24 protein-coding genes, 2 tRNA genes and 2 rRNA genes (1 of these 28 cut by a window edge) are annotated in these 24,556 nt (G+C 43.9%); all 28 read left to right on the top strand.

The features are described 5' to 3' along the window. Position 1 precedes the first annotated feature (1 nt). On the top strand, positions 2-262 hold the full coding sequence (locus H7F27_RS20575) for an RNA-binding S4 domain-containing protein (protein ID WP_024123627.1): 261 nt from the start codon (positions 2-4) through the stop codon (positions 260-262). Positions 263-340: 78 nt separating this feature from the next. Then, entirely contained in the window at positions 341-643 is a 303-nt protein-coding gene (gene yabP / locus H7F27_RS20570) for a sporulation protein YabP (protein WP_024123628.1), read from the top strand. Next, positions 640-1,275, top strand: a complete 636-nt coding sequence (gene yabQ / locus H7F27_RS20565) for a spore cortex biosynthesis protein YabQ (protein WP_024123629.1) — start codon at positions 640-642, stop codon at positions 1,273-1,275. Before yabP ends, yabQ begins: the two co-directional genes overlap by 4 nt. Positions 1,276-1,292: 17 nt before the next feature. Beyond that, a complete protein-coding gene (gene divIC, locus H7F27_RS20560) occupies positions 1,293-1,670 on the top strand; it encodes a cell division protein DivIC (protein ID WP_010332711.1) in 378 nt (125 codons plus the stop codon). 80 nt (positions 1,671-1,750) lie between these two features. Beyond that, positions 1,751-2,137 (top strand): S1 domain-containing RNA-binding protein, encoded by a 387-nt coding sequence (locus H7F27_RS20555; RefSeq protein ID WP_003218379.1) that lies wholly within the window; start codon positions 1,751-1,753, stop codon positions 2,135-2,137. 166 nt (positions 2,138-2,303) lie between these two features. Next, positions 2,304-2,380, top strand: a tRNA-Met gene (locus H7F27_RS20550). A gap of 9 nt (positions 2,381-2,389) precedes the next feature. Next, positions 2,390-2,461: transfer RNA gene (locus H7F27_RS20545), tRNA-Glu, on the top strand. Positions 2,462-2,661: 200 nt separating this feature from the next. After that, positions 2,662-5,145, top strand: a complete 2,484-nt coding sequence (spoIIE, locus tag H7F27_RS20540; RefSeq protein ID WP_024123630.1) for a stage II sporulation protein E — start codon at positions 2,662-2,664, stop codon at positions 5,143-5,145. A gap of 84 nt (positions 5,146-5,229) precedes the next feature. Continuing rightward, on the top strand, positions 5,230-5,967 hold the full coding sequence (locus H7F27_RS20535) for a vWA domain-containing protein (RefSeq protein WP_024123631.1): 738 nt from the start codon (positions 5,230-5,232) through the stop codon (positions 5,965-5,967). Next, a complete protein-coding gene (locus H7F27_RS20530) occupies positions 5,933-6,955 on the top strand; it encodes a protein kinase domain-containing protein (protein ID WP_106021680.1) in 1,023 nt (340 codons plus the stop codon). Before H7F27_RS20535 ends, H7F27_RS20530 begins: the two co-directional genes overlap by 35 nt. 103 nt (positions 6,956-7,058) lie before the next feature. Further along, positions 7,059-8,471, top strand: coding sequence for a tRNA lysidine(34) synthetase TilS (gene tilS / locus H7F27_RS20525; RefSeq protein ID WP_185848358.1), 1,413 nt, complete (start codon positions 7,059-7,061; stop codon positions 8,469-8,471). Positions 8,472-8,473: 2 nt separating this feature from the next. Continuing rightward, positions 8,474-9,016: a hypoxanthine phosphoribosyltransferase gene (gene hpt / locus H7F27_RS20520; protein WP_038954341.1), complete on the top strand. Its 543-nt coding sequence runs from the start codon at positions 8,474-8,476 to the stop codon at positions 9,014-9,016. 97 nt (positions 9,017-9,113) lie between these two features. Then, complete coding sequence (gene ftsH / locus H7F27_RS20515; RefSeq protein WP_024123634.1) at positions 9,114-11,030, top strand: ATP-dependent zinc metalloprotease FtsH; 1,917 nt, start codon at positions 9,114-9,116, stop codon at positions 11,028-11,030. Between the two features lie 188 nt (positions 11,031-11,218). Next, positions 11,219-11,995: a type III pantothenate kinase gene (locus tag H7F27_RS20510; RefSeq protein WP_024123635.1), complete on the top strand. Its 777-nt coding sequence runs from the start codon at positions 11,219-11,221 to the stop codon at positions 11,993-11,995. Between the two features lie 11 nt (positions 11,996-12,006). Further along, positions 12,007-12,882, top strand: coding sequence for a redox-regulated molecular chaperone HslO (gene hslO, locus H7F27_RS20505; protein WP_044153473.1), 876 nt, complete (start codon positions 12,007-12,009; stop codon positions 12,880-12,882). Positions 12,883-12,930: 48 nt separating this feature from the next. After that, positions 12,931-13,824 (top strand): peptidyl-prolyl cis-trans isomerase, encoded by an 894-nt coding sequence (locus H7F27_RS20500; RefSeq protein ID WP_095714739.1) that lies wholly within the window; start codon positions 12,931-12,933, stop codon positions 13,822-13,824. A 75-nt stretch (positions 13,825-13,899) separates the two neighbouring features. After that, positions 13,900-14,826 carry a cysteine synthase A gene (cysK, locus tag H7F27_RS20495; RefSeq protein ID WP_024123638.1) on the top strand — a complete coding sequence of 309 codons (927 nt, stop codon included), beginning with the start codon at positions 13,900-13,902 and terminating at the stop codon, positions 14,824-14,826. 163 nt (positions 14,827-14,989) lie between these two features. Then, complete coding sequence (locus H7F27_RS20490; protein WP_185848357.1) at positions 14,990-16,399, top strand: anthranilate synthase component I family protein; 1,410 nt, start codon at positions 14,990-14,992, stop codon at positions 16,397-16,399. Between the two features lie 13 nt (positions 16,400-16,412). Continuing rightward, positions 16,413-16,997, top strand: a complete 585-nt coding sequence (pabA, locus tag H7F27_RS20485; protein ID WP_185848356.1) for an aminodeoxychorismate/anthranilate synthase component II — start codon at positions 16,413-16,415, stop codon at positions 16,995-16,997. Next, positions 16,997-17,845 carry an aminodeoxychorismate lyase gene (gene pabC / locus H7F27_RS20480; RefSeq protein WP_185848961.1) on the top strand — a complete coding sequence of 283 codons (849 nt, stop codon included), beginning with the start codon at positions 16,997-16,999 and terminating at the stop codon, positions 17,843-17,845. The genes pabA and pabC overlap by 1 nt, the downstream gene beginning before the upstream one ends. 14 nt (positions 17,846-17,859) lie before the next feature. After that, positions 17,860-18,717 (top strand): dihydropteroate synthase, encoded by an 858-nt coding sequence (folP, locus tag H7F27_RS20475; RefSeq protein ID WP_101860936.1) that lies wholly within the window; start codon positions 17,860-17,862, stop codon positions 18,715-18,717. Further along, a complete protein-coding gene (folB, locus tag H7F27_RS20470) occupies positions 18,710-19,072 on the top strand; it encodes a dihydroneopterin aldolase (protein ID WP_101865159.1) in 363 nt (120 codons plus the stop codon). The genes folP and folB overlap by 8 nt, the downstream gene beginning before the upstream one ends. Then, positions 19,069-19,572 (top strand): 2-amino-4-hydroxy-6-hydroxymethyldihydropteridine diphosphokinase, encoded by a 504-nt coding sequence (gene folK / locus H7F27_RS20465; RefSeq protein WP_024123644.1) that lies wholly within the window; start codon positions 19,069-19,071, stop codon positions 19,570-19,572. The genes folB and folK overlap by 4 nt, the downstream gene beginning before the upstream one ends. After that, entirely contained in the window at positions 19,524-19,742 is a 219-nt protein-coding gene (locus tag H7F27_RS20460) for a helix-turn-helix domain-containing protein (RefSeq protein ID WP_024123645.1), read from the top strand. The genes folK and H7F27_RS20460 overlap by 49 nt, the downstream gene beginning before the upstream one ends. Positions 19,743-19,755: 13 nt before the next feature. Further along, positions 19,756-20,757, top strand: coding sequence for a tRNA dihydrouridine synthase DusB (gene dusB / locus H7F27_RS20455; RefSeq protein WP_024123646.1), 1,002 nt, complete (start codon positions 19,756-19,758; stop codon positions 20,755-20,757). A gap of 91 nt (positions 20,758-20,848) precedes the next feature. After that, a complete protein-coding gene (gene lysS / locus H7F27_RS20450) occupies positions 20,849-22,348 on the top strand; it encodes a lysine--tRNA ligase (protein ID WP_106021685.1) in 1,500 nt (499 codons plus the stop codon). Positions 22,349-22,659: 311 nt separating this feature from the next. After that, positions 22,660-24,209 (top strand): 16S ribosomal RNA (locus H7F27_RS20445). 169 nt (positions 24,210-24,378) lie between these two features. Then, positions 24,379-24,556 (top strand): 23S ribosomal RNA (locus tag H7F27_RS20440) (it continues 2,750 nt past the right edge of the window). The 16S and 23S rRNA genes sit together here, the layout of an rRNA operon.

Here is a 24,556-nt window from a genome sequence, read left to right as displayed (position 1 = left end):
TATGAGATTAGATAAATTTTTAAAAGTATCACGGCTGATTAAACGACGTACACTAGCGAAGGAAGTAGCTGATCAAGGCAGAATCTCCATTAACGGAAATCAGGCTAAAGCAAGCTCAGACGTAAAACCTGGAGATGAATTAACGGTCCGCTTCGGCCAAAAGCTTGTAACGGTACAAGTGAATGAGCTCAAAGACACGACGAAAAAAGAAGAAGCCGCAAATATGTATACGGTGCTAAAGGAAGAAAAACTCGGCGAATAGGCTTGTTCTAAAAGAATCCCCCGCCTCATACAATGCAGTAATAATGCTAAAAGTATCGAGGATATGGGGGCTGAATAGATGAATTCATATTATGAACAAAAAGGTTCTTCTTCTGTTCCGGAACAGCACGATGTGACAATGAAAGGCCGGAAACATTTAGATATTTCTGGGGTTAAGCAAGTTGAAAGCTTTGATAACGAAGAATTCCTGCTGGAAACAGTGATGGGAATGCTCTCAGTCAGAGGCGAAAACCTTCAAATGAAAAATCTTGATGTAGAAAAAGGGATTGTTTCGATCAAAGGCAGGGTATTTGATTTAGTGTATTTAGACGAGCAACAAGGGGATAAAGCTAAAGGGTTTTTTAGCAAGTTGTTTAAATGACGCTGACGACACAATTCTATACAATGCTGGCGATGTCCGGTATGGGCCTCTGGCTTGGCGCGTCGCTTGATACGTACAGGCTCTTTGTCATCCGTGCCAGAACAGCCAGATGGCTTTTATTTATTCATGATATTCTTTTCTGGATTTTGCAGGGGCTGCTCTTCTTTTATGTCTTGCTTCATGTAAATGAGGGAGAATTCAGGCTGTACATTTTTTTGGCGGTTCTGCTGGGCGTTGCGACGTATCAAAGCCTTTGCAAACGAATCTATATAAAAATACTGAAATTCGTCATTTATCTTGTTGTTTCTGTTTATCAATTCTTAAAAAAGCTCATTCAGCACGTGTTATTTCGTCCTATTGTGTGGACATGCGGAGTCATCATCTGGCTGGTCACGTTTCTTTTTCAGAGAACATACCGCCTGATCGGTTTTCTCATGTTATGTCTTTATAAAATAGTCATGGTTCTGTGTTTTCCGATCCGCTTTATCGTGAAACAATGTATGAAACTTCTTCCTGAAAAACTGCGTCTAACTTTCAGACGATATTTTCAAAAAGGTGCAGGATTTCTAAAAAAGAAGAAGAAACTATTGGTAACCATAAGAACGACCATTACACGTTTTTTGAAGAGATGAAAGGAGGACCGTCTGATTTGAATTTTTCCAGAGAACGAACGATAACTGAAATACAAAACGACTATAAAGAAAAAGTAGAGCGGCAAAATCAGCTGAAGAAAAGAAGAAGAAAAGGGCTGTACAGACGGTTGACTGTATTCGGCGCCCTCGTATTTCTGACGGCAATTGTACTGGCAAGCTCTGTATGGAGCCAAACATCTTCCCTTAGCGCAAAAGAAGAAAAGAAAGAACAGCTTGAAAAAGAACTGAAGAATTTAAAGACAAAGCAAACGGATTTAAAAGAAGAAATATCCAAATTAAAAGATGAAGATTATGTCACAGAGCTTGCCAGAAGAGACTTATTCATGTCTGGAGACGGTGAAATAATCTTTAATGTGGAGAAGAAGAACAAGTAGCCTTGTTGACACTTAAATTTTTATTTAGGTATAATTAAGCAAACGATCTTTTTATAAGCCTAAGGAGGAGCACTTTTTTTATGTCGATTGAAGTGGGCAGCAAGTTGCAAGGGAAAATTACAGGTATTACAAATTTTGGAGCATTTGTTGAATTGCCTGGAGGCTCAACCGGTCTCGTTCATATCAGTGAGGTAGCCGATAATTATGTTAAAGACATTAATGATCACTTAAAAGTCGGCGACCAAGTTGAAGTGAAAGTCATCAACGTTGAAAAAGACGGGAAAATTGGTTTATCTATTAAAAAAGCTAAAGACCGTCCGCAAGCCAGACCTAGAAATGATTTCCGTCCGAAAGAATCTTTTGAACAGAAAATGAACAAGTTTTTAAAAGATAGCGAAGATCGCTTGTCATCTTTAAAACGCAATACGGAATCAAAACGTGGAGGGCGCGGAGCAAGAAGAGGATAACTTGCTGCTTTCTATAAATAAATGAAGCATCCGTTCGTCCCAACGGGTGCTTTTTTTATATGCTCTCTCAAGGTAAGAGTCAGAAAATTATAACATTAAAGTTTCTGTTGACGAAAAGGACAAACCTTTGTATTATATAACTTGTGCTTAGAAGCACAAACAATATGGCGGTGTAGCTCAGCTGGCTAGAGCGTACGGTTCATACCCGTGAGGTCGGGGGTTCGATCCCCTCCGCCGCTACCATATTTGTTAGGCCCGTTGGTCAAGCGGTTAAGACACCGCCCTTTCACGGCGGTAACACGGGTTCGAATCCCGTACGGGTCATACTGAAAAATCGGTTTCTGTAACAGAAACCGATTTTTTTTCATTTTTAGACATCTTTCTGGAAATTCTCCGCATAAACGAATTTCAGGGCAGAAACCGTCGAAGACTTTTTTGGTATAGTTACCTTCTTTTGACAAAATCCTATCTGTGCTTTCGCTATAATGACAGGCAACGAATATAACAGGTGGGAGATGAGAGAAATGGAAAAAGCAGAAAGAAGAGTGAACGGGCCAATGGCGGGACAAGCTTTTGAAAAACTCCAATCGTTTTTTAACAGGGGAGCGAAGCTGGTGACTCATCATTTGCATTCACTGTTTTTCTATAAAGGATTCATTTATGTCGTCATCGGGTTTTTGCTTGGACGAGCTTTCATATTATCCGAGGTCCTTCCTTTCGCCCTTCCTTTCTTTGGGGCAATGCTTCTGATCAGAAGAGACAAGGCGCTGTATGCAGTGCTGGCTGTGCTTGCAGGTGCAATGACAATTTCTCCGAAGCACTCATTACTCATATTAGCAGCGTTGCTTGCATTCTTCGTGTTTTCTAAAGTAGCATCCTTCATCACAGATGATCGTGTGAAAGCCCTTCCGATTGTCGTGTTCTTCTCCATGGCGGCGGCAAGAGCGGGTTTTGTTTACGCTCAGAATGGCGCGTTTACAACCTATGATTATGTGATGGCTGTTGTAGAAGCCGGGCTGTCCTTTATTTTAACGCTGATTTTCCTCCAAAGCCTTCCGATTTTCACAGTGAAGAAAGTAAAACAATCCTTAAAAATAGAAGAAATCATTTGCTTTATGATTCTGATTGCTTCGGTGCTGACTGGACTTGCAGGCTTGTCCTATCAAGGGATGCAGGCAGAACATATCCTGGCCCGTTATGTTGTATTAAGCTTTTCCTTCATCGGCGGTGCAAGCATCGGCTGTACAGTAGGTGTCGTGACAGGTTTGATTCTGGGCTTAGCCAATATCGGAAATCTCTATCAAATGAGTCTGCTCGCATTTTCTGGCTTATTAGGCGGCTTGCTGAAAGAAGGAAAAAAAGCGGGTGCGGCAATCGGGCTGATTATCGGATCGCTTCTTATTTCTCTATATGGAGAGGGCTCTGCCGGTCTGATGACAACGCTCTATGAGTCATTGATAGCAGTCGGCCTGTTTCTGCTTACGCCTCAGTCCATCACAAGAAAAGTGGCGAGATATATTCCGGGTACTGTGGAACATCTTCAGGAGCAGCAGCAATACGCGAGAAAAATCAGAGATGTCACTGCTCAAAAGGTGGATCAGTTCTCCAATGTATTTCATGCATTGTCAGAAAGCTTTGCAACCTTTTATCAAGCGTCTGACGAACAAACAGATGACAGCGAAGTCGATCTGTTTTTAAGTAAAATTACGGAGCATTCCTGTCAAACGTGCTACAAGAAAAACAGGTGCTGGGTTCAGAACTTTGATAAAACATATGATTTAATGAAACAAGTTATGCTTGAAACAGAGGAAAAAGAGTATGCTTCAAACCGAAGGCTGAAAAAAGAGTTTCACCAGTATTGCTCTAAATCGCGTCAGGTTGAAGAGTTGATAGAGGATGAACTTGCCTATCATCATGCGCATTTAACCCTTAAGAAAAAAGTGCAGGACAGCAGGCGGCTTGTGGCTGAACAGCTCTTAGGTGTTTCAGAGGTCATGGCAGACTTTTCTCGGGAAATAAAAAGGGAGAGGGAGCAGCACTTTATCCAAGAAGAACAAATTATTGAGGCTCTTCAGCATTTTGGAATAGAGATTCAGCAGGTGGAGATTTACAGCCTTGAACAGGGGAACATTGATATAGAAATGACAATCCCATTCAGCGGACATGGAGAAAGTGAAAAAATCATAGCGCCTATGCTTTCTGACATTTTGGAAGAGCAGGTTCTCGTGAAAGCCGAGCAGCATTCTCCTCATCCAAATGGATACAGCCATGTCGCGTTTGGCTCAACCAAATCGTACAGAGTGTCTACGGGTGCGGCTCATGCAGCGAAGGGCGGCGGCCTTGTCTCCGGCGACAGCTACAGTATGATGGAGCTGGGCGCAAGAAAATATGCAGCTGCTATCAGTGACGGGATGGGCAATGGCGCGAGGGCTCACTTTGAAAGCAATGAAACGATTAAACTTCTTGAAAAGATCCTTGAATCAGGAATAGATGAAAAAATAGCAATCAAAACGATCAACAGCATACTGTCTCTGCGGACAACGGATGAAATATATTCCACGCTCGATCTTTCTATTATCGACCTTCAGGATGCGAGCTGTAAGTTTTTAAAGGTTGGATCAACACCGAGCTTTATCAAACGGGGTGAGCAGGTGATGAAAGTCCAAGCGAGCAATCTGCCAATCGGCATTATTAACGAATTCGACGTTGAGGTTGTGAGTGAGCAGCTGAAGGCGGGAGACCTCCTGATCATGATGAGTGACGGTATTTTCGAAGGCCCTAAACACGTGGAAAATCATGATTTATGGATGAAGCGCAAAATGAAAGGGTTAAAAACAGATGATCCGCAGGAAATTGCTGACTTACTCATGGAGGAAGTGATTCGCACAAGGTCAGGCCAAATTGATGATGATATGACGGTTGTTGTCGTCCGAATTGATCACAATACACCAAAGTGGGCGTCTATTCCCGTTCCGGCCATCTTTCAAAGCAAACAAGAAATTTCATAACGCTTCCGTATAAATCAATTTTCTTCTGGCGAAGATGGAACTATATGAATCTGAGAATCATCGTATTCTCCAGGAGGAATGAATGTGAACAACGGACGTTTAAATCAAATTCTGCTGATAACGGATGGCTGCTCAAATCATGGTGAAGATCCGCTTGCTATGGCTGCTTTTGCTAAAGAGCAAGGGATTACAGTAAATGTCATAGGTATAATGGAAGAAAACAAAATTGACCACGAGGCTATGAAAGAAGTTGAAGGGATTGCGCTTGCTGGAGGCGGCGTGCATCAGGTCGTTTACGCATCACAGCTTTCGCAAACGGTTCAAATGGTAACGAAAAAAGCAATGACGCAAACCCTGCAAGGGGTGGTAAATCAAGAACTGAAGCAAATCCTGGGAAAGAATGTGGAAATGGAGGAGCTTTCTCCGGAAAAACGCGGCGAAGTCATGGAAGTGGTGGATGAACTGGGAGAGACGGTGCATCTTCAGGTTTTGGTTCTCGTTGATACAAGCGCGAGTATGGCGCCAAAGCTGCCTACAGTGAAAGAAGCGCTGATTGACTTGTCCGTGAGTCTTAACTCCCGAATAGGGAATAACGAATTTGCGATGTGTATATTTCCCGGGAAAAAACAGGAGGTCGAGCTTGTGCTAAATTGGACACCGAAGCTGCAATCTCTTTCCACACTCTTTGCGAAGCTATCGACAGGCGGCATCACGCCGACAGGTCCGGCGATTCGTGAAGCGACACAGCAATTCGAAAAAATCCGCTCAAGAAGGAGCATGCTGGCAGATGATGAACGACACTTTGACGAGTTTGGCATGTAGCCTTAAGCCGGGAACGAGAGTAAAGGGCAAGTGGAATGGAAATACTTACACACTGCGTAAACAGCTTGGAAAAGGGGCCAATGGAATTGTGTATTTGGCAGAAGCATCAGATGGACATGTTGCCTTAAAGGTAAGCGATGACAGCCTGTCTATTACTTCTGAAGTGAATGTCTTAAAATCTTTTTCAAAGGCCCAGTCCGTAACGATGGGGCCTTCTTTTTTTGACACTGATGATGCCTTTATTCCCAGTGCTAATACAAAGGTTTCATTTTATGCAATGGAATACATAAAAGGCCCGCTGCTTTTACAATTCGTCAGTGACAAAGGAGCAGAATGGATTCCGGTCTTGATGATTCAGCTGTTAACCAGCTTATCCGTGCTTCATCAGCAAGGGTGGATATTCGGCGACCTTAAGCCGGATAATCTGATTGTCACCGGTCCGCCAGCCAGAATCCGCTGCATAGATGTAGGCGGAACAACCAAGGAGGGCCGAGCGATAAAAGAGTATACCGAGTTTTACGACAGAGGATATTGGGGGTATGGGACAAGAAAAGCAGAGCCCTCTTACGACTTGTTTGCGGTTGCTATGATTATGATCAACTGTGTACATAAAAAGGAATTCAAAAAAACAAGTCAGCCAAAGGAACAACTGCGATCTTTAATCGAAGGCAGTCCGGTGCTGCAAAAGTATAAAAAAGTGCTTATTTCTGCTTTAAATGGCCATTATGATTCCGCGGACGAGATGAAAAGAGAGATGCTCGCAGCAGGGCAAAAGGCAGCGCAAAGAAAACAGGCCGGAAAAACGCCAACTTCGGCGCAACCTATCTCAAGACAAAGACAGCAAAAAATGCGCCAGGGAAAAGTAACACAGACGAGATATGCACCTAAAAAGAAGGGCGCTAAGTCCGGAGGGTTATTCGAAACCGCTCTTATCGTAATCAGTGTTTTGGCGCTTTATTTCGCTTACATTATCTTTTTCCTTATTTGACAGCCGCAATCTGCAATACCCATGCTTCTTCTTTGCTTGGAAGGATTGAAAGTGATAGGATATGAATATCTTTAAAATACCTGCTCATTGTGAGGAGGACATTGTGAACAGTGTCAAAGATTTTTTTATCAAACACAATCTTACGTTAAAAGGGGCGACAATTATTGTAGGCGTTTCCGGCGGTCCGGATTCGATGGCTCTCCTTCACGCGCTTCATGCGTTATACGGCCGTTCAGCCAATGTGATTGCGGCTCACGTAGACCACCGGTTCAGAGGGGCACAATCTGAGGAAGACATGCGTTTTGTCCAAGCATATTGTGAGGCTGAACAGATCAAATGTGAAACGGCTCAAATCAATGTAACTGCGTATGCTGAGAAAAACGGTCTCAACAAGCAGGCAGCTGCCCGTGATTGCCGATATCAGTTTTTTAAGGAAGTGATGTCCAAGCATCAAGCGGATTATCTTGCACTTGCTCATCATGGAGATGATCAGGTTGAAACAATGCTTATGAGACTGGCCAAAGGCACACTCGGAGCTGGACTTGCCGGCATGCAGCCGGTAAGACGGTTTGAAACGGGACAGATGATCAGACCATTTCTAGCCATTACAAAAGAAGAGATTCTTCATTATTGCCATGAAAACGCTTTGAGCTACCGGACGGACGAAAGCAACGCCAAAGATGATTACACTAGAAACAGATTCAGAAAAGCAGTGCTCCCTTTTTTGAAACAGGAATCACCGGATGTGCATAAAAGGTTTCAGAAAGTAAGCGAAGCACTGACTGAAGATGAGCAATTCTTACAGTCATTAACGAAAGAAGAAATGAATAAAGTAATCACAAGCCAGTCTAAAATATCAGTTGAAATCAATTCCTCTCAATTGCTTGCCCTCCCGATGCCTTTACAAAGAAGAGGAGTTCAACTAATATTAAACTATCTTTATGAAAACGTTCCATCATCCTTTTCCGCTCATCATATTCAGCAGTTTTTGGATTGGGTGGATAGGGGCGGTCCTTCAGGAGTACTGGACTTTCCGAAAGGACTGAAGGTGGTCAAATCATATCAGACATGTTTGTTTACATTTGAACAATGGCAGTGCAAAAATGTTCCCTTTGAATATCAAATAAGCGGAGCTGCCGATGAGACGGCAGTGCTCCCAAACGGATTTCTGATAGAGGCAAAGCGTAACGCGGAACCTCTTGAAGGTCATGGGAATTCTGTTTTTATTACAAGTCAAGATAAGGTGAGATTTCCCTTGACGATCCGGACAAGAAAAGCCGGCGATCGGATAAAACTAAAAGGGATGAACGGCTCGAAAAAGGTAAAGGATATATTTATTGATAAGAAATTGCCTCTGCAAGAAAGAGACAACTGGCCGGTTGTGACGGATGCAAGCGGTGAAATTATCTGGATACCGGGCTTGAAAAAATCCATTTTTGAAGATCTTGTGATTCCAAACAGTGACCGCATTGTATTACAATATAGACAGCATGAAAAGTGTAGGGGGCAAGCATAATCATGATGAAACATGATATTGAAACAGTTCTGATCTCAGAGGAAGAGATACAAGAGAAAGTAAAAGAGTTAGGTGCAGACTTAACAAGCGAGTATCAAGATAAATTTCCGTTGGCAATCGGTGTGTTAAAAGGAGCTCTTCCTTTTATGGCGGATCTTATCAAGCATATTGATACATATTTGGAAATGGATTTCATGGATGTATCAAGCTACGGAAAATCTACGGTTTCATCTGGAGAAGTAAAAATCATTAAAGATTTGGATACATCTGTAGAGGGCCGGGACATCTTAATTATTGAAGATATCATCGACAGTGGGTTAACCTTAAGTTATCTAGTAGAGCTCTTCCGATACCGTAAAGCAAAATCAATTAAGATTGTTACCCTTTTGGATAAACCAAGCGGAAGAAAAGCGGACATTAAAGCAGACTTCGTCGGCTTTAAAGTTCCTGACGCGTTTGTAGTGGGTTACGGACTTGATTATGCTGAGCGCTATCGCAATCTGCCTTATATCGGAGTGTTAAAACCGGCAGTTTATGAAAGCTGATCGGCAGCCTGCTTCCGAGATGGTTATTGGTTGTATTGGAATGATTTTCTATGGTACTATTGAACATAGTTGTGCTTACTGTGGGAGGAGGTAAGGAATGAATCGGGTCTTCCGTAATACCATTTTTTATTTACTTATTTTATTAGTAGTAATCGGGGTTGTGAGCTACTTCCAGACCTCAAATCCGAAAACAGAAAATATGTCGTACAGCACGTTCATCAAAAACCTGGATGACGGGAAAGTTGATAGCGTGTCGGTTCAGCCTGTCAGAGGTGTTTATGAGGTAAAAGGACAGCTGAAAAATTACGACAAGGATCAATACTTTTTGACTCATGTTCCTGAAGGAAAGGGAGCAGACCAGATCTTTAATGCTATAAAAAAGACAGATGTAAAGGTTGATCCCGCTCAAGAAACAAGCGGATGGGTGACGTTCCTGACGACCATCATCCCATTTGTCATTATCTTTATTCTGTTCTTCTTCCTGCTCAATCAAGCTCAAGGCGGCGGCAGCCGTGTCATGAACTTTGGTAAGAGTAAGGCGAAGCTATATACAGAGGAAAAGAAACGCGTCAAATTTAAAGACGTTGCAGGGGCAGACGAGGAGAAACAAGAACTTGTGGAAGTTGTTGAATTTCTGAAAGATCCCCGCAAGTTTGCCGAGCTTGGCGCAAGAATCCCTAAAGGTGTGCTTTTAGTTGGACCTCCGGGTACCGGTAAAACACTTCTTGCAAGAGCATCAGCCGGTGAAGCCGGTGTACCATTCTTCAGCATCAGCGGATCTGATTTCGTTGAAATGTTTGTAGGTGTCGGTGCTTCCCGTGTGCGTGACTTGTTCGAAAACGCGAAAAAGAATGCGCCTTGTTTGATCTTCATTGATGAAATTGACGCAGTCGGACGCCAGCGTGGAGCGGGTCTCGGCGGCGGACACGATGAACGTGAACAGACGCTCAACCAATTGCTTGTTGAAATGGACGGATTCAGTGCCAATGAAGGAATTATCATCATTGCCGCAACGAACCGTGCGGACATCTTGGACCCAGCCTTACTTCGTCCGGGACGTTTTGACCGTCAAATCACAGTGGACCGCCCAGATGTAATTGGACGTGAAGCTGTATTGAAAGTCCATGCGAGAAACAAACCGCTGGATGAAACGGTAAACCTGAAATCGATTGCCATGAGAACACCTGGTTTCTCAGGCGCTGACTTAGAAAACCTATTGAATGAAGCTGCTCTTGTGGCGGCTCGTCAAAACAAGAAAAAAATCGATGCTCGCGACATTGATGAAGCTACGGACCGTGTTATTGCCGGACCAGCTAAGAAAAGCCGCGTCATCTCCAAGAAAGAACGCAATATCGTGGCATATCACGAAGGCGGACACACCGTTATCGGACTCGTTTTAGATGAGGCTGATATGGTTCATAAAGTAACGATTGTTCCTCGGGGCCAGGCTGGCGGTTATGCAGTTATGCTTCCAAGAGAAGACCGTTACTTCCAGACAAAGCCGGAGCTGCTTGATAAAATTGTCGGTCTCTTGGGCGGACGTGTTGCTGAAGAAATTATCTTTGGCGAAGTCAGCACAGGAGCGCACAATGACTTCCAGCGTGCGACAAATATTGCAAGACGAATGGTTACAGAATTCGGTATGTCAGAAAAACTGGGACCGCTGCAATTTGGACAGTCTCAGGGTGGCCAGGTATTCTTAGGCCGTGATTTCAACAACGAACAAAACTACAGTGATCAAATTGCCTACGAAATTGATCAGGAAATTCAGCGCATTATCAAAGAGTGTTACGAGCGTGCGAAAACAATCCTGACAGAAAATCGTGACAAGCTTGAATTGATTGCTCAGACGCTTCTGGAAGTTGAAACACTGGATGCTGAACAAATCAAACATCTTGTCGATCACGGAACATTGCCTGAGCGTAAGTTCTCTGATGATGAGAAGAACGATGATGTCAAAGTAAACATTCTGTCAAAAACAGAAGAAGAAAAGAAAGACGATACGAAAGAGTAACGCTTTCTGATAAAAACTGCCGGCTGACGCTGGCAGTTTTTTTATGTGAATCCCGCCTCTGCTGCCGCCTTTTCAATCATCCAATTATGGTATCGATTTGTTTACAAATGAGTCGCCGATCGTGTATGGTATTGTAGAATGTTTGTAAAAGTAATGATAGAGAAACTATTCAAAAGTGGTGATAGAGGTTGTTACTTGTTATTGATGTGGGGAACACCAATACTGTACTTGGTGTATATCATGAGGGTGAATTAGAATATCACTGGCGTATAGAAACAAGCAGGCATAAAACAGAAGATGAGTTTGGGATGATTCTGCGCTCTTTATTTGATCATTCAGGTCTCATGTTTGAACAAATAGAAGGCATTATTATTTCTTCAGTTGTGCCGCCAATCATGTTTGCGTTAGAGAGAATGTGCACAAAATACTTTCATATCGAACCGCAAATTGTCGGTCCTGGTATGAAAACCGGTTTAAATATAAAGTACGACAATCCGAAAGAAGTAGGCGCTGACAGAATCGTAAATGCTGTTGCGGCCATTCACTTGTACGGCAATCCTTTGATTGTTGTTGATTTCGGTACAGCTACAACGTACTGTTATATCGATGAAAACAAACAATATATGGGCGGAGCGATTGCGCCTGGAATTACAATTTCGACTGAGGCGCTGTACTCGCGTGCGGCGAAGCTTCCGCGTATTGAAATCGCCCGGCCTGACAATATTATCGGAAAAAGCACTGTAAGCGCGATGCAATCAGGGATTTTATTTGGCTATGTCGGCCAAGTGGAAGGAATCGTAAAACGAATGAAATGGCAGGCAAAACAAGAACCGAAAGTCATTGCGACAGGCGGTCTTGCGCCATTAATCGCAAACGAATCAGATTGTATAGACATCGTTGATCCATTCTTAACCCTAAAAGGGCTGGAATTGATTTATGAACGAAACCGCGTGGGAAGTGTATAGGAGGTTTTGCAATGGATTATTTAGTAAAAGCGCTGGCGTATGACGGAAAAGTTCGCGCATATGCTGCAAAAACGACTGATATGGTGAATGAAGGACAGAGACGGCATGATACATGGCCGACAGCATCCGCTGCACTGGGCCGTACAATGACAGCTTCACTAATGCTTGGTTCTATGCTGAAAGGTGATGATAAGCTGACAGTGAAAGTGGAAGGCGGCGGGCCAATCGGCGCGATTGTTGCTGATGCAAATGCTAAAGGGGAAGTCAGGGCATATGTCTCAAACCCGCATGTTCATTTTGACTTGAATGAACACGGCAAGCTGGATGTCAGACGCGCTGTCGGAACAGATGGAACATTAAGTGTTGTAAAAGATTTAGGCCTGCGCGAGTTCTTCACAGGGCAAGTAGAAATCGTTTCCGGAGAACTGGGGGAAGATTTTACGTACTATCTTGTATCATCGGAGCAGGTTCCTTCTTCTGTAGGTGTCGGCGTGCTTGTTAACCCAGACAACACCATTTTGGCGGCAGGAGGTTTCATTCTTCAGCTCCTTCCGGGAACAGATGATGAAACCATCACAAAAATTGAACAGCGTTTATCTGTAGTAGAACCTATTTCTAAACTGATTCAAAAAGGGCTTACACCGGAAGAAATTTTGGAAGAAGTCTTAGGAGAAAAGCCTGAGATTTTGGAAACCATGCCTGTTAAATTCCATTGCCCTTGTTCAAAAGAGCGTTTTGAAACAGCCGTTTTAGGACTAGGCAAAAAAGAAATTCAAGATATGATAGAAGAAGATGGACAAGCCGAAGCAGTATGCCATTTTTGTAATGAAAAGTACTTATTTACAAAAGAAGAGCTGGAAGAGCTTCGAGACCAAACGACCCGCTAAGCTCTTTAGCGGGTTTTTTGAATTTAAGAAAAGGGGCTGACAGTAAATTTGAAATCAAGAACAATCTGGACAATCATTTGGGGCGCGCTGCTGGTATGCTGTATCGCAGTGGCATATACACTGACGAAATCTCAAGCCAGTGCTTCCCCGTCCGACGAGTCCATTGCTACTATTGGAGGCAAAAGCGTAACAAGAGAAGAATGGCTGAAGGAAATGGAAGATGAATACGGAAAATCAACACTTGAAGATATGATCAATGTCCGAGTGGTAGAGCAGCTTGCCAAAAAGAACAATCTCAAAGTATCTAAAAGTGAAATTGATCGGGAATTTCTGCTGATTAAGGCGGTGAATAATTCATTTTACGAAGACGAGCATACAACTGAAAAAGAGTGGAAAGACCAAATTCGCTATAATATTCTTCTTGAGGAATTATTAACAAAGGATATTGATATTTCAAAGACAGAAATGAAATCATTTTATAATCAAAATAAAGAACTGTATCAGTTTGATGATTCGTATCGTATTCGGCATATTGTTGTAAAGGATGAAGAGGAAGCCAAACAAGTTTTAAAAGAGCTTGAAGGCGGCTCGAGCTTTGAAGCTGTTGCGGCGGAACGGTCCACAGACAGGTATACGTCACCGTACGGGGGAGATTTAGGGTTTGTCACCGAGGCATCAGACAACATTCCGTCATCATACATTGAAGAAGCAAAGACACTAAAACAAGATGAATGGTCAAACGAACCGATAAAGGTAAACAACGGCTATGCGATTATTCAACTGAAAGAAAAGTTAAATGCGAGAACGTTCTCATATGATGAAGTGAAGAATCAGATTAAACGCCAGATCGCAATGGATCAGTTAGGTGATAAAGCAACTGTAAAATCGCTTTGGAAAGAAGCTGACGTGTCTTGGTTCTATGGGGAAAAAAGTACTAAATGATTGACAAAAAATTTTGAAATTGATAGATTATATACATAATACCAATACAAATAGTCGGAAATTGAGGTGTCGAGAATGGTACGTGTAGCAAACTCCATTACTGAATTAATTGGGAATACGCCAATCGTTAAATTAAATCGCCTTGTTGATGAAAACAGTGCGGATGTATATTTGAAGCTTGAATACATGAACCCTGGAAGCAGTGTAAAAGACCGTATCGGTTTAGCGATGATTGAAGCGGCTGAAAAAGAAGGGAAATTAAAAGCTGGCGATACAATCATTGAACCGACAAGCGGAAATACAGGAATCGGGCTGGCAATGGTTGCTGCTGCTAAAGGTTTAAAAGCGATTTTGGTTATGCCTGACACAATGAGCATGGAGCGCCGCAACCTTCTTCGCGCATATGGTGCTGAGCTTGTGCTGACTCCGGGTGCGGAAGGCATGAAAGGCGCCATTAAGAAAGCGGAGGAGCTTGCTGAAAAACACGGATACTTCGTGCCGCAGCAGTTTAACAATCCATCGAACCCTGAAATCCATCGCCAAACAACAGGTAAAGAAATCGTTGAGCAATTCGGTGATGACCAGCTTGATGCATTTGTAGCCGGAATCGGAACAGGCGGAACGATTACAGGAGCGGGTGAAGTCTTGAAGGAAGCATATCCTTCCGTCAAAATCTACGCTGTTGAACCGTCAGATTCCCCAGTGCTTTCAGGAGGAAAACCAGGCCCTCACAAAATTCAGGGAATCGGAGCTGGCTTTGTGCCCGACATCTTAAACACTGAAGTATACGATGAAATTTTCCCTGTGAAGAATGAAGAAGCATTTGAATATGCACGCAGAGCTGCACGTGAAGAAGGAATTCTCGGAGGCATCTCATCAGGTGCGGCCATTTATGCTGCTATTGAAGTAGCGAAAAAACTCGGAAAGGGCAAAAAAGTATTAGCTATCATTCCGAGTAACGGCGAACGTTATTTGAGTACGCCGCTGTATCAATTCGATTAAAAAGCTCGAAAAAACTCCCGGTGCCCGGGAGTTTTTTTATTTGTGCATCAAATATGCCGTGTCCGCGACGAATCTTATCCTTGGAAGAGAAATTCACTTTTTTCACTCATGATATTGCTTTACAATAAAAAAAGCAGAAAAAGAAAACAGAGGAATGATATAAATGGCACAACGCAGACCGGCAGGCAGAAAAGTACCTTTTCAAAAAGATTCATTCTTGCAACAATATGAGAAACTTTCACAATTCAGAAAACAGCACGTGCTTCTTGAAAGTGCAAGAGGCGGCAGATACAGTATAGCCGGTCTTGATCCAATTGCGGCTGTCAAGGGAAAAGACGGAATTACAACCATTAAGCATGGGGATGAGACACTGTTTAAAGAGGGTGACCCATTACGCGCCTTCCACAGTTGGTTTAAAACGCTGGAAACAGAAACGGATGAAGAATTGCCTGATTTTCAAGGGGGAGCAATCGGCTTTCTTAGCTATGATTACGCACGCTACATTGAAAATTTTAAAATGCTCTCATTAGATGACCTGGAGACACCTGATATCTATTTTCTTGTCTTTGATGATATCGCCGTCTATGACCATGAAGAACAGGCTCTTTGGCTGGTCACTCATGTGAATGATGAGAACGAATCAGCGGACGAAAAGCTGTCCCAGCTCGAACATATGTGGCTGACTGAGCTTCCCGGTGAGCCGTTACAAGAGATGACATATACAGCTGACGGTTCCTTTGCAGCGCCTTTTACTGAAGAAGGCTTTTCTCAGGCTGTAGAGAAAATCAAGCAATACATTGCCAGCGGAGATGTTTTTCAAGTCAATCTATCGATCAGGCAGTCGCAGCCGCTGTCTGCTCACCCGTATGAGATCTACAAAAAACTGAGAGAAGTGAATCCTTCTCCATATATGGCATATTTAGAAACACCAGATTTCCAAATTATTTGCGGATCTCCTGAACTTCTTGTCAGCAAAAAGGGCAAACTGTTAGAGACAAGACCGATCGCGGGCACTCGTTCCAGAGGGAAAACGGATGAGGAAGACGAAGCGCTCGCAAATGAATTAATCCATAATGAAAAAGAACGCGCTGAGCATGTCATGCTGGTTGATCTAGAACGAAATGATCTGGGCAGAGTTTCCCGTTACGGATCAGTGCGGGTTAATGAATTCATGGCAATTGAAAAATACTCCCACGTCATGCACATTGTGTCTAATGTCCAAGGTGAACTGCAGGATGGATACGACGCTGTAGATATTATTCATGCTGTATTTCCTGGAGGAACGATTACAGGTGCTCCTAAAGTAAGGACAATGGAAATTATAGAAGAACTTGAGCCGACACGCCGTGGGCTTTATACTGGATCTATAGGGTGGTTTGGGTATAATCAGGATCTTCAGTTTAATATCGTGATCCGAACCATTTATGCAGCCGGAGGGCAGGCGTTTATGCAATCCGGAGCAGGAGTTGTGATTGATTCTGTTCCTAAGCATGAATACAGAGAATCATTCAAAAAAGCTTTTGCGATGCAAAAGGCGTTAGAGCTGAGCGAAGCAGAGACAAAAATTAGATGAGGTGAGCGGAGAAATGATTTTAATGATTGATAACTATGATTCTTTCACGTACAACTTAGTGCAGTATTTGGGCGAGCTTGGAGAAGAGCTGATTGTAAAACGCAATGACGATATCACAATAGAGCAAATTGAAGAGCTGTCACCGGATTTCTTAATGATTTCACCCGGACCGTGCAGTCCTGATGAAGCTGGAATCAGCCTTGAAGCAATTAAATACTTCGCAGGCAAAATTCCCATTTTTGGCGTGTGTCTCGGACATCAGTCTATCGCACAGGTGTTTGGCGGAGACGTGGTCAGAGCAGAGCGGCTGATGCACGGAAAAACCTCAGAAATCGAGCATGACGGCAAGACGATCTTTAAAGGTTTGCAAAACCCGCTTGTGGCGACACGATACCACTCACTGATCGTAAAACCTGAGACGCTGCCAAGCTGTTTCACAGTAACCGCACAAACAAAAGAAGGAGAAATCATGGCTATTCGGCACAATGATCTTCCGATAGAAGGCGTTCAATTTCATCCAGAGTCTATTATGACTTCCTTTGGAAAAGAAATGCTCAGAAATTTTATTGAAACGTACCGCAAGGAAGTCATTGCGTGATGATATATGTAAACGGCCGATTTATAGAGGAGAAAGATGCAGTTCTTTCTCCTTTTGACCATGGTTTTTTATATGGGATCGGTGTGTTTGAGACCTTCAGGCTTTATGAAGGCCGGCCGTTCCTGCTTGATTGGCATATAGAACGGCTTGAACGCGCACTTAAGGATCTGCAAATCGAATACACTGTGACAAAACAAGAGATGATTGAAATGCTGGACAAGCTGCTCGGGCTGAATGATATCAAAGACGGTAATGCCCGCGTCAGGCTGAACATATCAGCCGGCATCAGTGATAAAGGTTTCGCTGCTCAAACTTACGATAACCCGACTGTCTTATGTTTTGTTAACCAGCTAAAACCAGAAAGTCTTCCTTTGCAAAAGGAAGGAAAGGTTTTATCGATACGGAGAAACACACCGGAGGGGCCGTTCCGGTTAAAATCACATCACTATTTAAATAATATGTATGCGAAACGGGAGATCGGAAATGATCCGCGGTTTGAAGGGATCTTTTTAACGGAGGATTGCGCTGTAGCAGAGGGCATCATTTCAAATGTCTTCTGGAGAAAAGGCAGATCTATCTATACACCATCACTTGATACCGGAATTCTTGACGGCGTCACGAGACGTTTTGTCATGGAGAACGCAAAGAAAATAGGGATGGATGTCAAAACAGGCCGCTACCAGCTTGAAGCCCTTTTGACGGCAGATGAAGCATGGATGACCAACTCGGTTCTTGAGATCATTCCGTTTTCTAAAATAGAAGAAGTGAACTATCCGGGCCAAAACGGAGAAATAACTTCCGCTTTACAAACGCTATACCACCAAGAAATAAAGAACATGAATTCATGACAGGGAGGAAGAGAATGGCGCGGCAAACGATAGACCAAACACAAGTAATCCATACCAAACCCAGCGCATTATCATATCGAGAAAAGACGCTGGTGATGGGTATTTTAAACGTAACGCCTGACTCTTTCTCGGATGGCGGAAAATATGACAGCCTGGACAATGCCCTGTTGCATGCGAAAGAGATGATTGATGACGGTGCGCATATCATTGATATCGGAGGCGAATCGACAAGACCCGGCGCCGAATATGTGTCCGAGGACGAAGAAATGTCCAGAGTGATTCCTGTGATTGAGCGGATTACAAAAGAGCTCGCAGTGCCGATCTCTGTAGATACGTACAAGGCTTCTGTCGCAGATGAAGCTGTTAAAGCCGGCGCTTCAATCATCAATGATATTTGGGGAGCAAAGTATGACCCGAAAATGGCTTCTGTCGCAGCTGAACACAATGTTCCGATCGTTCTCATGCATAACCGCAAAGAGAGAAACTACAACGACTTAATACCGGATATGCTGTCGGACTTAATGGAAAGTGTAAAGATTGCTGTTGAAGCAGGTGTAGAGGAAAAGAACATTATCCTCGATCCCGGCATTGGTTTTGCGAAGGACTATCACGATAATCTGGCAGTCATGAACAAACTTGAAGTTTTCAGCGGACTTGGCTATCCGGTTCTTCTTGCAACCTCCCGGAAAAGATTTATCGGCCGTGTCCTGGATCTTCCGCCTGAGGAGCGGGCTGAGGGCACAGGCGCAACCGTGTGTCTAGGCATTCAAAAAGGCTGTGACATTGTGAGAGTCCATGATGTAAAACAAATAGCCAGAATGGCGAAAATGATGGATGCAATGCTGAACAAGGGAGGGATGCATCATGGATAAAGTCTACGTAGAAGGCATGGAGTTTTACGGCTACCACGGTGTGTTAAAAGAGGAGAACAAGCTCGGACAGCGTTTTAAAGTCGATTTAACCGCAGAATTAGATTTAAGCAAAGCGGGACAAACAGACGACCTTGAGCAAACCATTAACTATGCCGAGCTTTACCACGTATGTAAAGATATCGTCGAAGGTGAGCCTGTGAAACTAGTGGAAACACTGGCAGAACGTATTGCGGACACTGTCCTGAAGAAATTTCATCAGGTGCAGCAATGTACTGTAAAAGTGATTAAGCCAGATCCGCCAATTCCCGGCCACTATAAATCAGTAGCAATAGAAATCACGAGAAAAAAATCATGAACAATACAGCTTATATAGCACTTGGATCTAATATTGGAGATAGAGAAACGTATTTACGGCGAGCGGTGGCGATGCTGCATCAACATGAGGCAGTGACAGTCACAAAAGTGTCTTCTATTTACGAAACAGACCCAGTCGGATACGAAGCTCAAGATGAATTTTTAAATATGGCAGTTGAAATCGAGACGTCGCTGAATCCGTTTCAGCTCCTGGAGCTCACGCAGCATATAGAAAATGAATTGGGCAGGACGAGAGAAGTCAGATGGGGGCCGCGGACGGCAGACCTTGACATTTTACTGTTTAATCGTGAAAATATTGAAACAGAGCAACTAATTGTTCCGCATCCGAGAATGTATGAGCGTTTATTTGTCCTTGCACCGCTTGCGGAAATATGCACGCGGGTTGAAAAAGAGGCAAAAAGCGCGGAAACCGACCAAGAAGGTGTAAGAGTATGGAAGCAGAAATCTGGGGTAGACGAATTCGTGCATTCAGAAAGCTGAAAGGTTATACTCAAGAAGGATTTGCGAAAGCGTTAGGTATATCAGTTTCTATTCTCGGCGAAATTGAACGCGGAAACCGATTGCCGTCAGCTGCCATCATTCAAAGTGCAGCAGATGTTTTAAATATAAGCGCGGACGAATTAGCGCCGCCAGAAAATAATAACAAATGAAAGGAGGGGAAAAATGTTTAAAATCGGTGATATTCAATTAAAAAACCGGGTTGTGCTGGCCCCTATGGCTGGTGTCTGCAACTCAGCATTCAGATTGACTGTAAAGGAATTCGGAGCCGGATTGGTCTGCGCTGAAATGATCAGTGACAAAGCGATCCTTTACAACAATGCCAAAACAATGGGTATGCTTTACATTGATGAACGTGAAAAACCGCTCAGCCTTCAAATCTTCGGAGGAAAAAAGGAAACCCTTGTGGAAGCGGCGAAGTTTGTAGACCAGAACACAACTGCTGATATCATTGATATTAACATGGGATGCCCAGTACCAAAGATTACAAAATGTGATGCGGGAGCAAAATGGCTTCTCGATCCCGATAAGATTTATGAAATGGTTTCTGCAGTAGTGGATGCCGTCGATAAACCAGTCACAGTGAAAATGAGAATGGGCTGGGATGAAGACCATATTTTCGCGGTGAAAAACGCACAGGCTGTCGAGCGTGCGGGCGGAAAAGCAGTTGCGCTTCACGGCCGTACAAGAGTGCAGATGTACGAAGGAACTGCAAACTGGGATATTATCAAAGAAGTAAAACAATCTGTATCGATTCCGGTTATCGGGAACGGCGATGTCAAGACGCCGCAGGATGCTAAGCGTATGCTTGATGAAACAGGAGTAGACGGGGTCATGATCGGCCGTGCCGCGTTAGGCAATCCGTGGATGATTTACCGTACGGTTCAATACCTTGAAACAGGTGAATTAAAAGAAGAGCCGCAAGTACGCGAAAAAATGGCGGTATGCAAACTGCATCTTGACCGCCTGATTAACTTAAAAGGTGAAAATGTAGCGGTAAGAGAAATGAGAAAACACGCTGCATGGTATCTGAAAGGCATAAGAGGCAATGCGGAGGTTCGTAATGGAATCAATCATTGCGAGACAAGAGAAGAGCTTGTACAGCTTTTAGATGCATTTACTGTTGAAGTTGAGGCAAAAGAGCTTCAAGACGCAAAAGTAGGATAACACTCACCTCTATTTGCTGCTCACTGCCAGTTTTACGCTGGCAGTTTTTCTGCTTTTTTCATGAAACAATATCTGTAATGGAGTGATAACAATGAGTCAAGAAGAGCATAATCATGAAGAATTGAACGACCAGCTGCAAGTCAGACGCGACAAAATGAATCAGATGAGAGAAAACGGTATAGATCCATTCGGCGCACGTTTTGAAAGAACTCATCAATCTGAGCAAATTATTGCGGCATATCAAAATCTAACGAAAGAAGAGTTAGAAGAAAAAGCGATTGAAGTGACAATCGCAGGCCGTATGATGACAAAACGCGGCAAAGGAAAAGCCGGCTTCGCGCACCTTCAGGATTTAGAAGGTCAAATTCAAATCTACGTAAGAAAAGACAGTGTCGGTGACGACCAATATGAAATCTTCAAATCTTCCGACCTTGGCGACCTTATCGGCGTAACCGGAAAAGTGTTCAAAACAAATGTAGGCGAACTGTCTGTAAAAGCAACATCATTTGATTTGCTGACAAAAGCGCTTCGTCCGCTGCCGGATAAATACCATGGTTTAAAAGACGTTGAGCAGCGCTACCGTCAACGCTACTTGGATCTTATCGTAAATCCAGACAGCAAACATACGTTCATTACACGCAGCAAGATCATTCAAGCGATGAGAAGATACCTTGATGATCATGGATACTTAGAAGTAGAAACACCAACTATGCACAGCATTCCAGGGGGAGCCTCCGCGCGTCCGTTCATTACCCATCATAATGCTTTAGATATTCCGCTCTACATGCGTATTGCGATTGAACTGCATCTGAAACGCTTGATTGTCGGCGGTTTAGAAAAAGTATATGAAATCGGCCGTGTTTTCCGTAATGAAGGCGTCTCTACACGCCATAACCCTGAATTTACAATGATTGAATTATATGAAGCGTATGCTGACTATAAAGATATCATGAGCTTAACTGAAAACCTTGTCGCTCATATCGCGCAAGAAGTACTTGGCACGACGACAATCCAATACGGGGAAGAGCAAATCGAACTGAAACCTGAGTGGAAAAGAATCCATATGGTTGACGCAGTCAAAGAAGCGACAGGCGTTGACTTCTGGGAAGATGTAACTGTTAAGCAAGCCCGTGAATATGCAAAAGAGCATGGTGTAGAGATTAAAGACTCTATGACAGTGGGCCATATTATAAACGAATTCTTCGAACAAAAAATCGAGGAAACGCTTATCCAGCCAACGTTTATTTATGGACATCCAGTAGAAATTTCTCCTCTTGCTAAGAAAAATCCAGAGGATCCACGCTTCACAGACCGTTTTGAACTGTTTATCGTAGGCCGTGAGCACGCAAATGCATTCACAGAGCTAAATGATCCTATTGATCAAAGAGAACGTTTTGAAGCCCAATTAAAAGAACGAGAAGAGGGTAATGATGAAGCTCATTTAATGGATGAAGACTTCGTTGAAGCCCTGGAGTATGGCATGCCGCCAACAGGAGGCTTAGGCATCGGGATCGATCGCCTGGTCATGCTGCTTACGAATGCTCCTTCGATCCGAGATGTACTGTTATTCCCGCAAATGAGACAGCGCTAATTTAAAAGAGCGTCAACCTTTCTAATAGAAGGATGACGCTCTTTTATAATTCCTTAGTTTTTTCTTCAAAAAACTATTGCACTATTATTTACAAGGTGGTATATTATTATTCGTTGCCGCTAAACAAGGCGATGACAAAAAAATAACTTCAAAAAAGTTATTGACTTCAATAAGTCAACGAGTTATAATAATAAAGTCGCTTAAACGAAGTGACAAAATGATCTTTGAAAACTAAACAAGACAAAACGTACCTGTTAATTCAAGTTTTATTATAAAATCGCACAGTGATGTGCGTAGTCAGTCAAACTACTTTATCGGAGAGTTTGATCCTGGCTCAGGACGAACGCTGGCGGCGTGCCTAATACATGCAAGTCGAGCGGACAGATGGGAGCTTGCTCCCTGATGTTAGCGGCGGACGGGTGAGTAACACGTGGGTAACCTGCCTGTAAGACTGGGATAACTCCGGGAAACCGGGGCTAATACCGGATGCTTGTTTGAACCGCATGGTTCAAACATAAAAGGTGGCTTCGGCTACCACTTACAGATGGACCCGCGGCGCATTAGCTAGTTGGTGAGGTAATGGCTCACCAAGGCAACGATGCGTAGCCGACCTGAGAGGGTGATCGGCCACACTGGGACTGAGACACGGCCCAGACTCCTACGGGAGGCAGCAGTAGGGAATCTTCCGCAATGGACGAAAGTCTGACGGAGCAACGCCGCGTGAGTGATGAAGGTTTTCGGATCGTAAAGCTCTGTTGTTAGGGAAGAACAAGTACCGTTCAAATAGGGCGGTACCTTGACGGTACCTAACCAGAAAGCCACGGCTAACTACGTGCCAGCAGCCGCGGTAATACGTAGGTGGCAAGCGTTGTCCGGAATTATTGGGCGTAAAGGGCTCGCAGGCGGTTCCTTAAGTCTGATGTGAAAGCCCCCGGCTCAACCGGGGAGGGTCATTGGAAACTGGGGAACTTGAGTGCAGAAGAGGAGAGTGGAATTCCACGTGTAGCGGTGAAATGCGTAGAGATGTGGAGGAACACCAGTGGCGAAGGCGACTCTCTGGTCTGTAACTGACGCTGAGGAGCGAAAGCGTGGGGAGCGAACAGGATTAGATACCCTGGTAGTCCACGCCGTAAACGATGAGTGCTAAGTGTTAGGGGGTTTCCGCCCCTTAGTGCTGCAGCTAACGCATTAAGCACTCCGCCTGGGGAGTACGGTCGCAAGACTGAAACTCAAAGGAATTGACGGGGGCCCGCACAAGCGGTGGAGCATGTGGTTTAATTCGAAGCAACGCGAAGAACCTTACCAGGTCTTGACATCCTCTGACAATCCTAGAGATAGGACGTCCCCTTCGGGGGCAGAGTGACAGGTGGTGCATGGTTGTCGTCAGCTCGTGTCGTGAGATGTTGGGTTAAGTCCCGCAACGAGCGCAACCCTTGATCTTAGTTGCCAGCATTCAGTTGGGCACTCTAAGGTGACTGCCGGTGACAAACCGGAGGAAGGTGGGGATGACGTCAAATCATCATGCCCCTTATGACCTGGGCTACACACGTGCTACAATGGACAGAACAAAGGGCAGCGAAACCGCGAGGTTAAGCCAATCCCACAAATCTGTTCTCAGTTCGGATCGCAGTCTGCAACTCGACTGCGTGAAGCTGGAATCGCTAGTAATCGCGGATCAGCATGCCGCGGTGAATACGTTCCCGGGCCTTGTACACACCGCCCGTCACACCACGAGAGTTTGTAACACCCGAAGTCGGTGAGGTAACCTTTATGGAGCCAGCCGCCGAAGGTGGGACAGATGATTGGGGTGAAGTCGTAACAAGGTAGCCGTATCGGAAGGTGCGGCTGGATCACCTCCTTTCTAAGGATATTTACGGAATATAAGACCTTGGGTCTTATAAACAGAACGTTCCCTGTCTTGTTTAGTTTTGAAGGATCATTCCTTCGAAACGTGTTCTTTGAAAACTAGATAACAGTAGACATCACATTCAATTAGTAACACAAGATATCACATAGTGATTCTTTTTAACGGTTAAGTTAGAAAGGGCGCACGGTGGATGCCTTGGCACTAGGAGCCGATGAAGGACGGGACGAACACCGATATGCTTCGGGGAGCTGTAAGCAAGCTTTGATCCGGAGATTTCCGAATGGGGAAACCCACCACTCGTAATGGAGTGGTATCCATATCTGAATTCATAGGATATGAGA

It is taken from the genome of Bacillus sp. PAMC26543, assembly GCF_014250375.1.
Taxonomy (GTDB): domain Bacteria; phylum Bacillota; class Bacilli; order Bacillales; family Bacillaceae; genus Bacillus; species Bacillus halotolerans.
Note: the sequence above shows the minus strand (reverse complement) of the source record. Positions and strands in the feature narration are given on the sequence as shown.

What these genes read in the sequence shown, in the direction of transcription:
- dusB (WP_024123646.1), top strand. Translation starts at nt 19,756, where the DNA reads ATGTTTAAAATCGGTGATATTCAATTAAAAAACCGGGTTGTGCTGGCC.
- spoIIE (WP_024123630.1), top strand. Translation starts at nt 2,662, where the DNA reads ATGGAAAAAGCAGAAAGAAGAGTGAACGGGCCAATGGCGGGACAAGCT.
- pabA (WP_185848356.1), top strand. Translation starts at nt 16,413, where the DNA reads ATGATTTTAATGATTGATAACTATGATTCTTTCACGTACAACTTAGTG.
- cysK (WP_024123638.1), top strand. Translation starts at nt 13,900, where the DNA reads ATGGTACGTGTAGCAAACTCCATTACTGAATTAATTGGGAATACGCCA.
- H7F27_RS20490 (WP_185848357.1), top strand. Translation starts at nt 14,990, where the DNA reads ATGGCACAACGCAGACCGGCAGGCAGAAAAGTACCTTTTCAAAAAGAT.
- hpt (WP_038954341.1), top strand. Translation starts at nt 8,474, where the DNA reads ATGATGAAACATGATATTGAAACAGTTCTGATCTCAGAGGAAGAGATA.
- H7F27_RS20530 (WP_106021680.1), top strand. Translation starts at nt 5,933, where the DNA reads ATGATGAACGACACTTTGACGAGTTTGGCATGTAGCCTTAAGCCGGGA.
- ftsH (WP_024123634.1), top strand. Translation starts at nt 9,114, where the DNA reads ATGAATCGGGTCTTCCGTAATACCATTTTTTATTTACTTATTTTATTA.
- hslO (WP_044153473.1), top strand. Translation starts at nt 12,007, where the DNA reads ATGGATTATTTAGTAAAAGCGCTGGCGTATGACGGAAAAGTTCGCGCA.
- yabQ (WP_024123629.1), top strand. Translation starts at nt 640, where the DNA reads ATGACGCTGACGACACAATTCTATACAATGCTGGCGATGTCCGGTATG.
- H7F27_RS20555 (WP_003218379.1), top strand. Translation starts at nt 1,751, where the DNA reads ATGTCGATTGAAGTGGGCAGCAAGTTGCAAGGGAAAATTACAGGTATT.
- H7F27_RS20460 (WP_024123645.1), top strand. Translation starts at nt 19,524, where the DNA reads ATGGAAGCAGAAATCTGGGGTAGACGAATTCGTGCATTCAGAAAGCTG.
- yabP (WP_024123628.1), top strand. Translation starts at nt 341, where the DNA reads ATGAATTCATATTATGAACAAAAAGGTTCTTCTTCTGTTCCGGAACAG.
- pabC (WP_185848961.1), top strand. Translation starts at nt 16,997, where the DNA reads ATGATATATGTAAACGGCCGATTTATAGAGGAGAAAGATGCAGTTCTT.
- folK (WP_024123644.1), top strand. Translation starts at nt 19,069, where the DNA reads ATGAACAATACAGCTTATATAGCACTTGGATCTAATATTGGAGATAGA.
- folB (WP_101865159.1), top strand. Translation starts at nt 18,710, where the DNA reads ATGGATAAAGTCTACGTAGAAGGCATGGAGTTTTACGGCTACCACGGT.
- folP (WP_101860936.1), top strand. Translation starts at nt 17,860, where the DNA reads ATGGCGCGGCAAACGATAGACCAAACACAAGTAATCCATACCAAACCC.
- lysS (WP_106021685.1), top strand. Translation starts at nt 20,849, where the DNA reads ATGAGTCAAGAAGAGCATAATCATGAAGAATTGAACGACCAGCTGCAA.
- H7F27_RS20575 (WP_024123627.1), top strand. Translation starts at nt 2, where the DNA reads ATGAGATTAGATAAATTTTTAAAAGTATCACGGCTGATTAAACGACGT.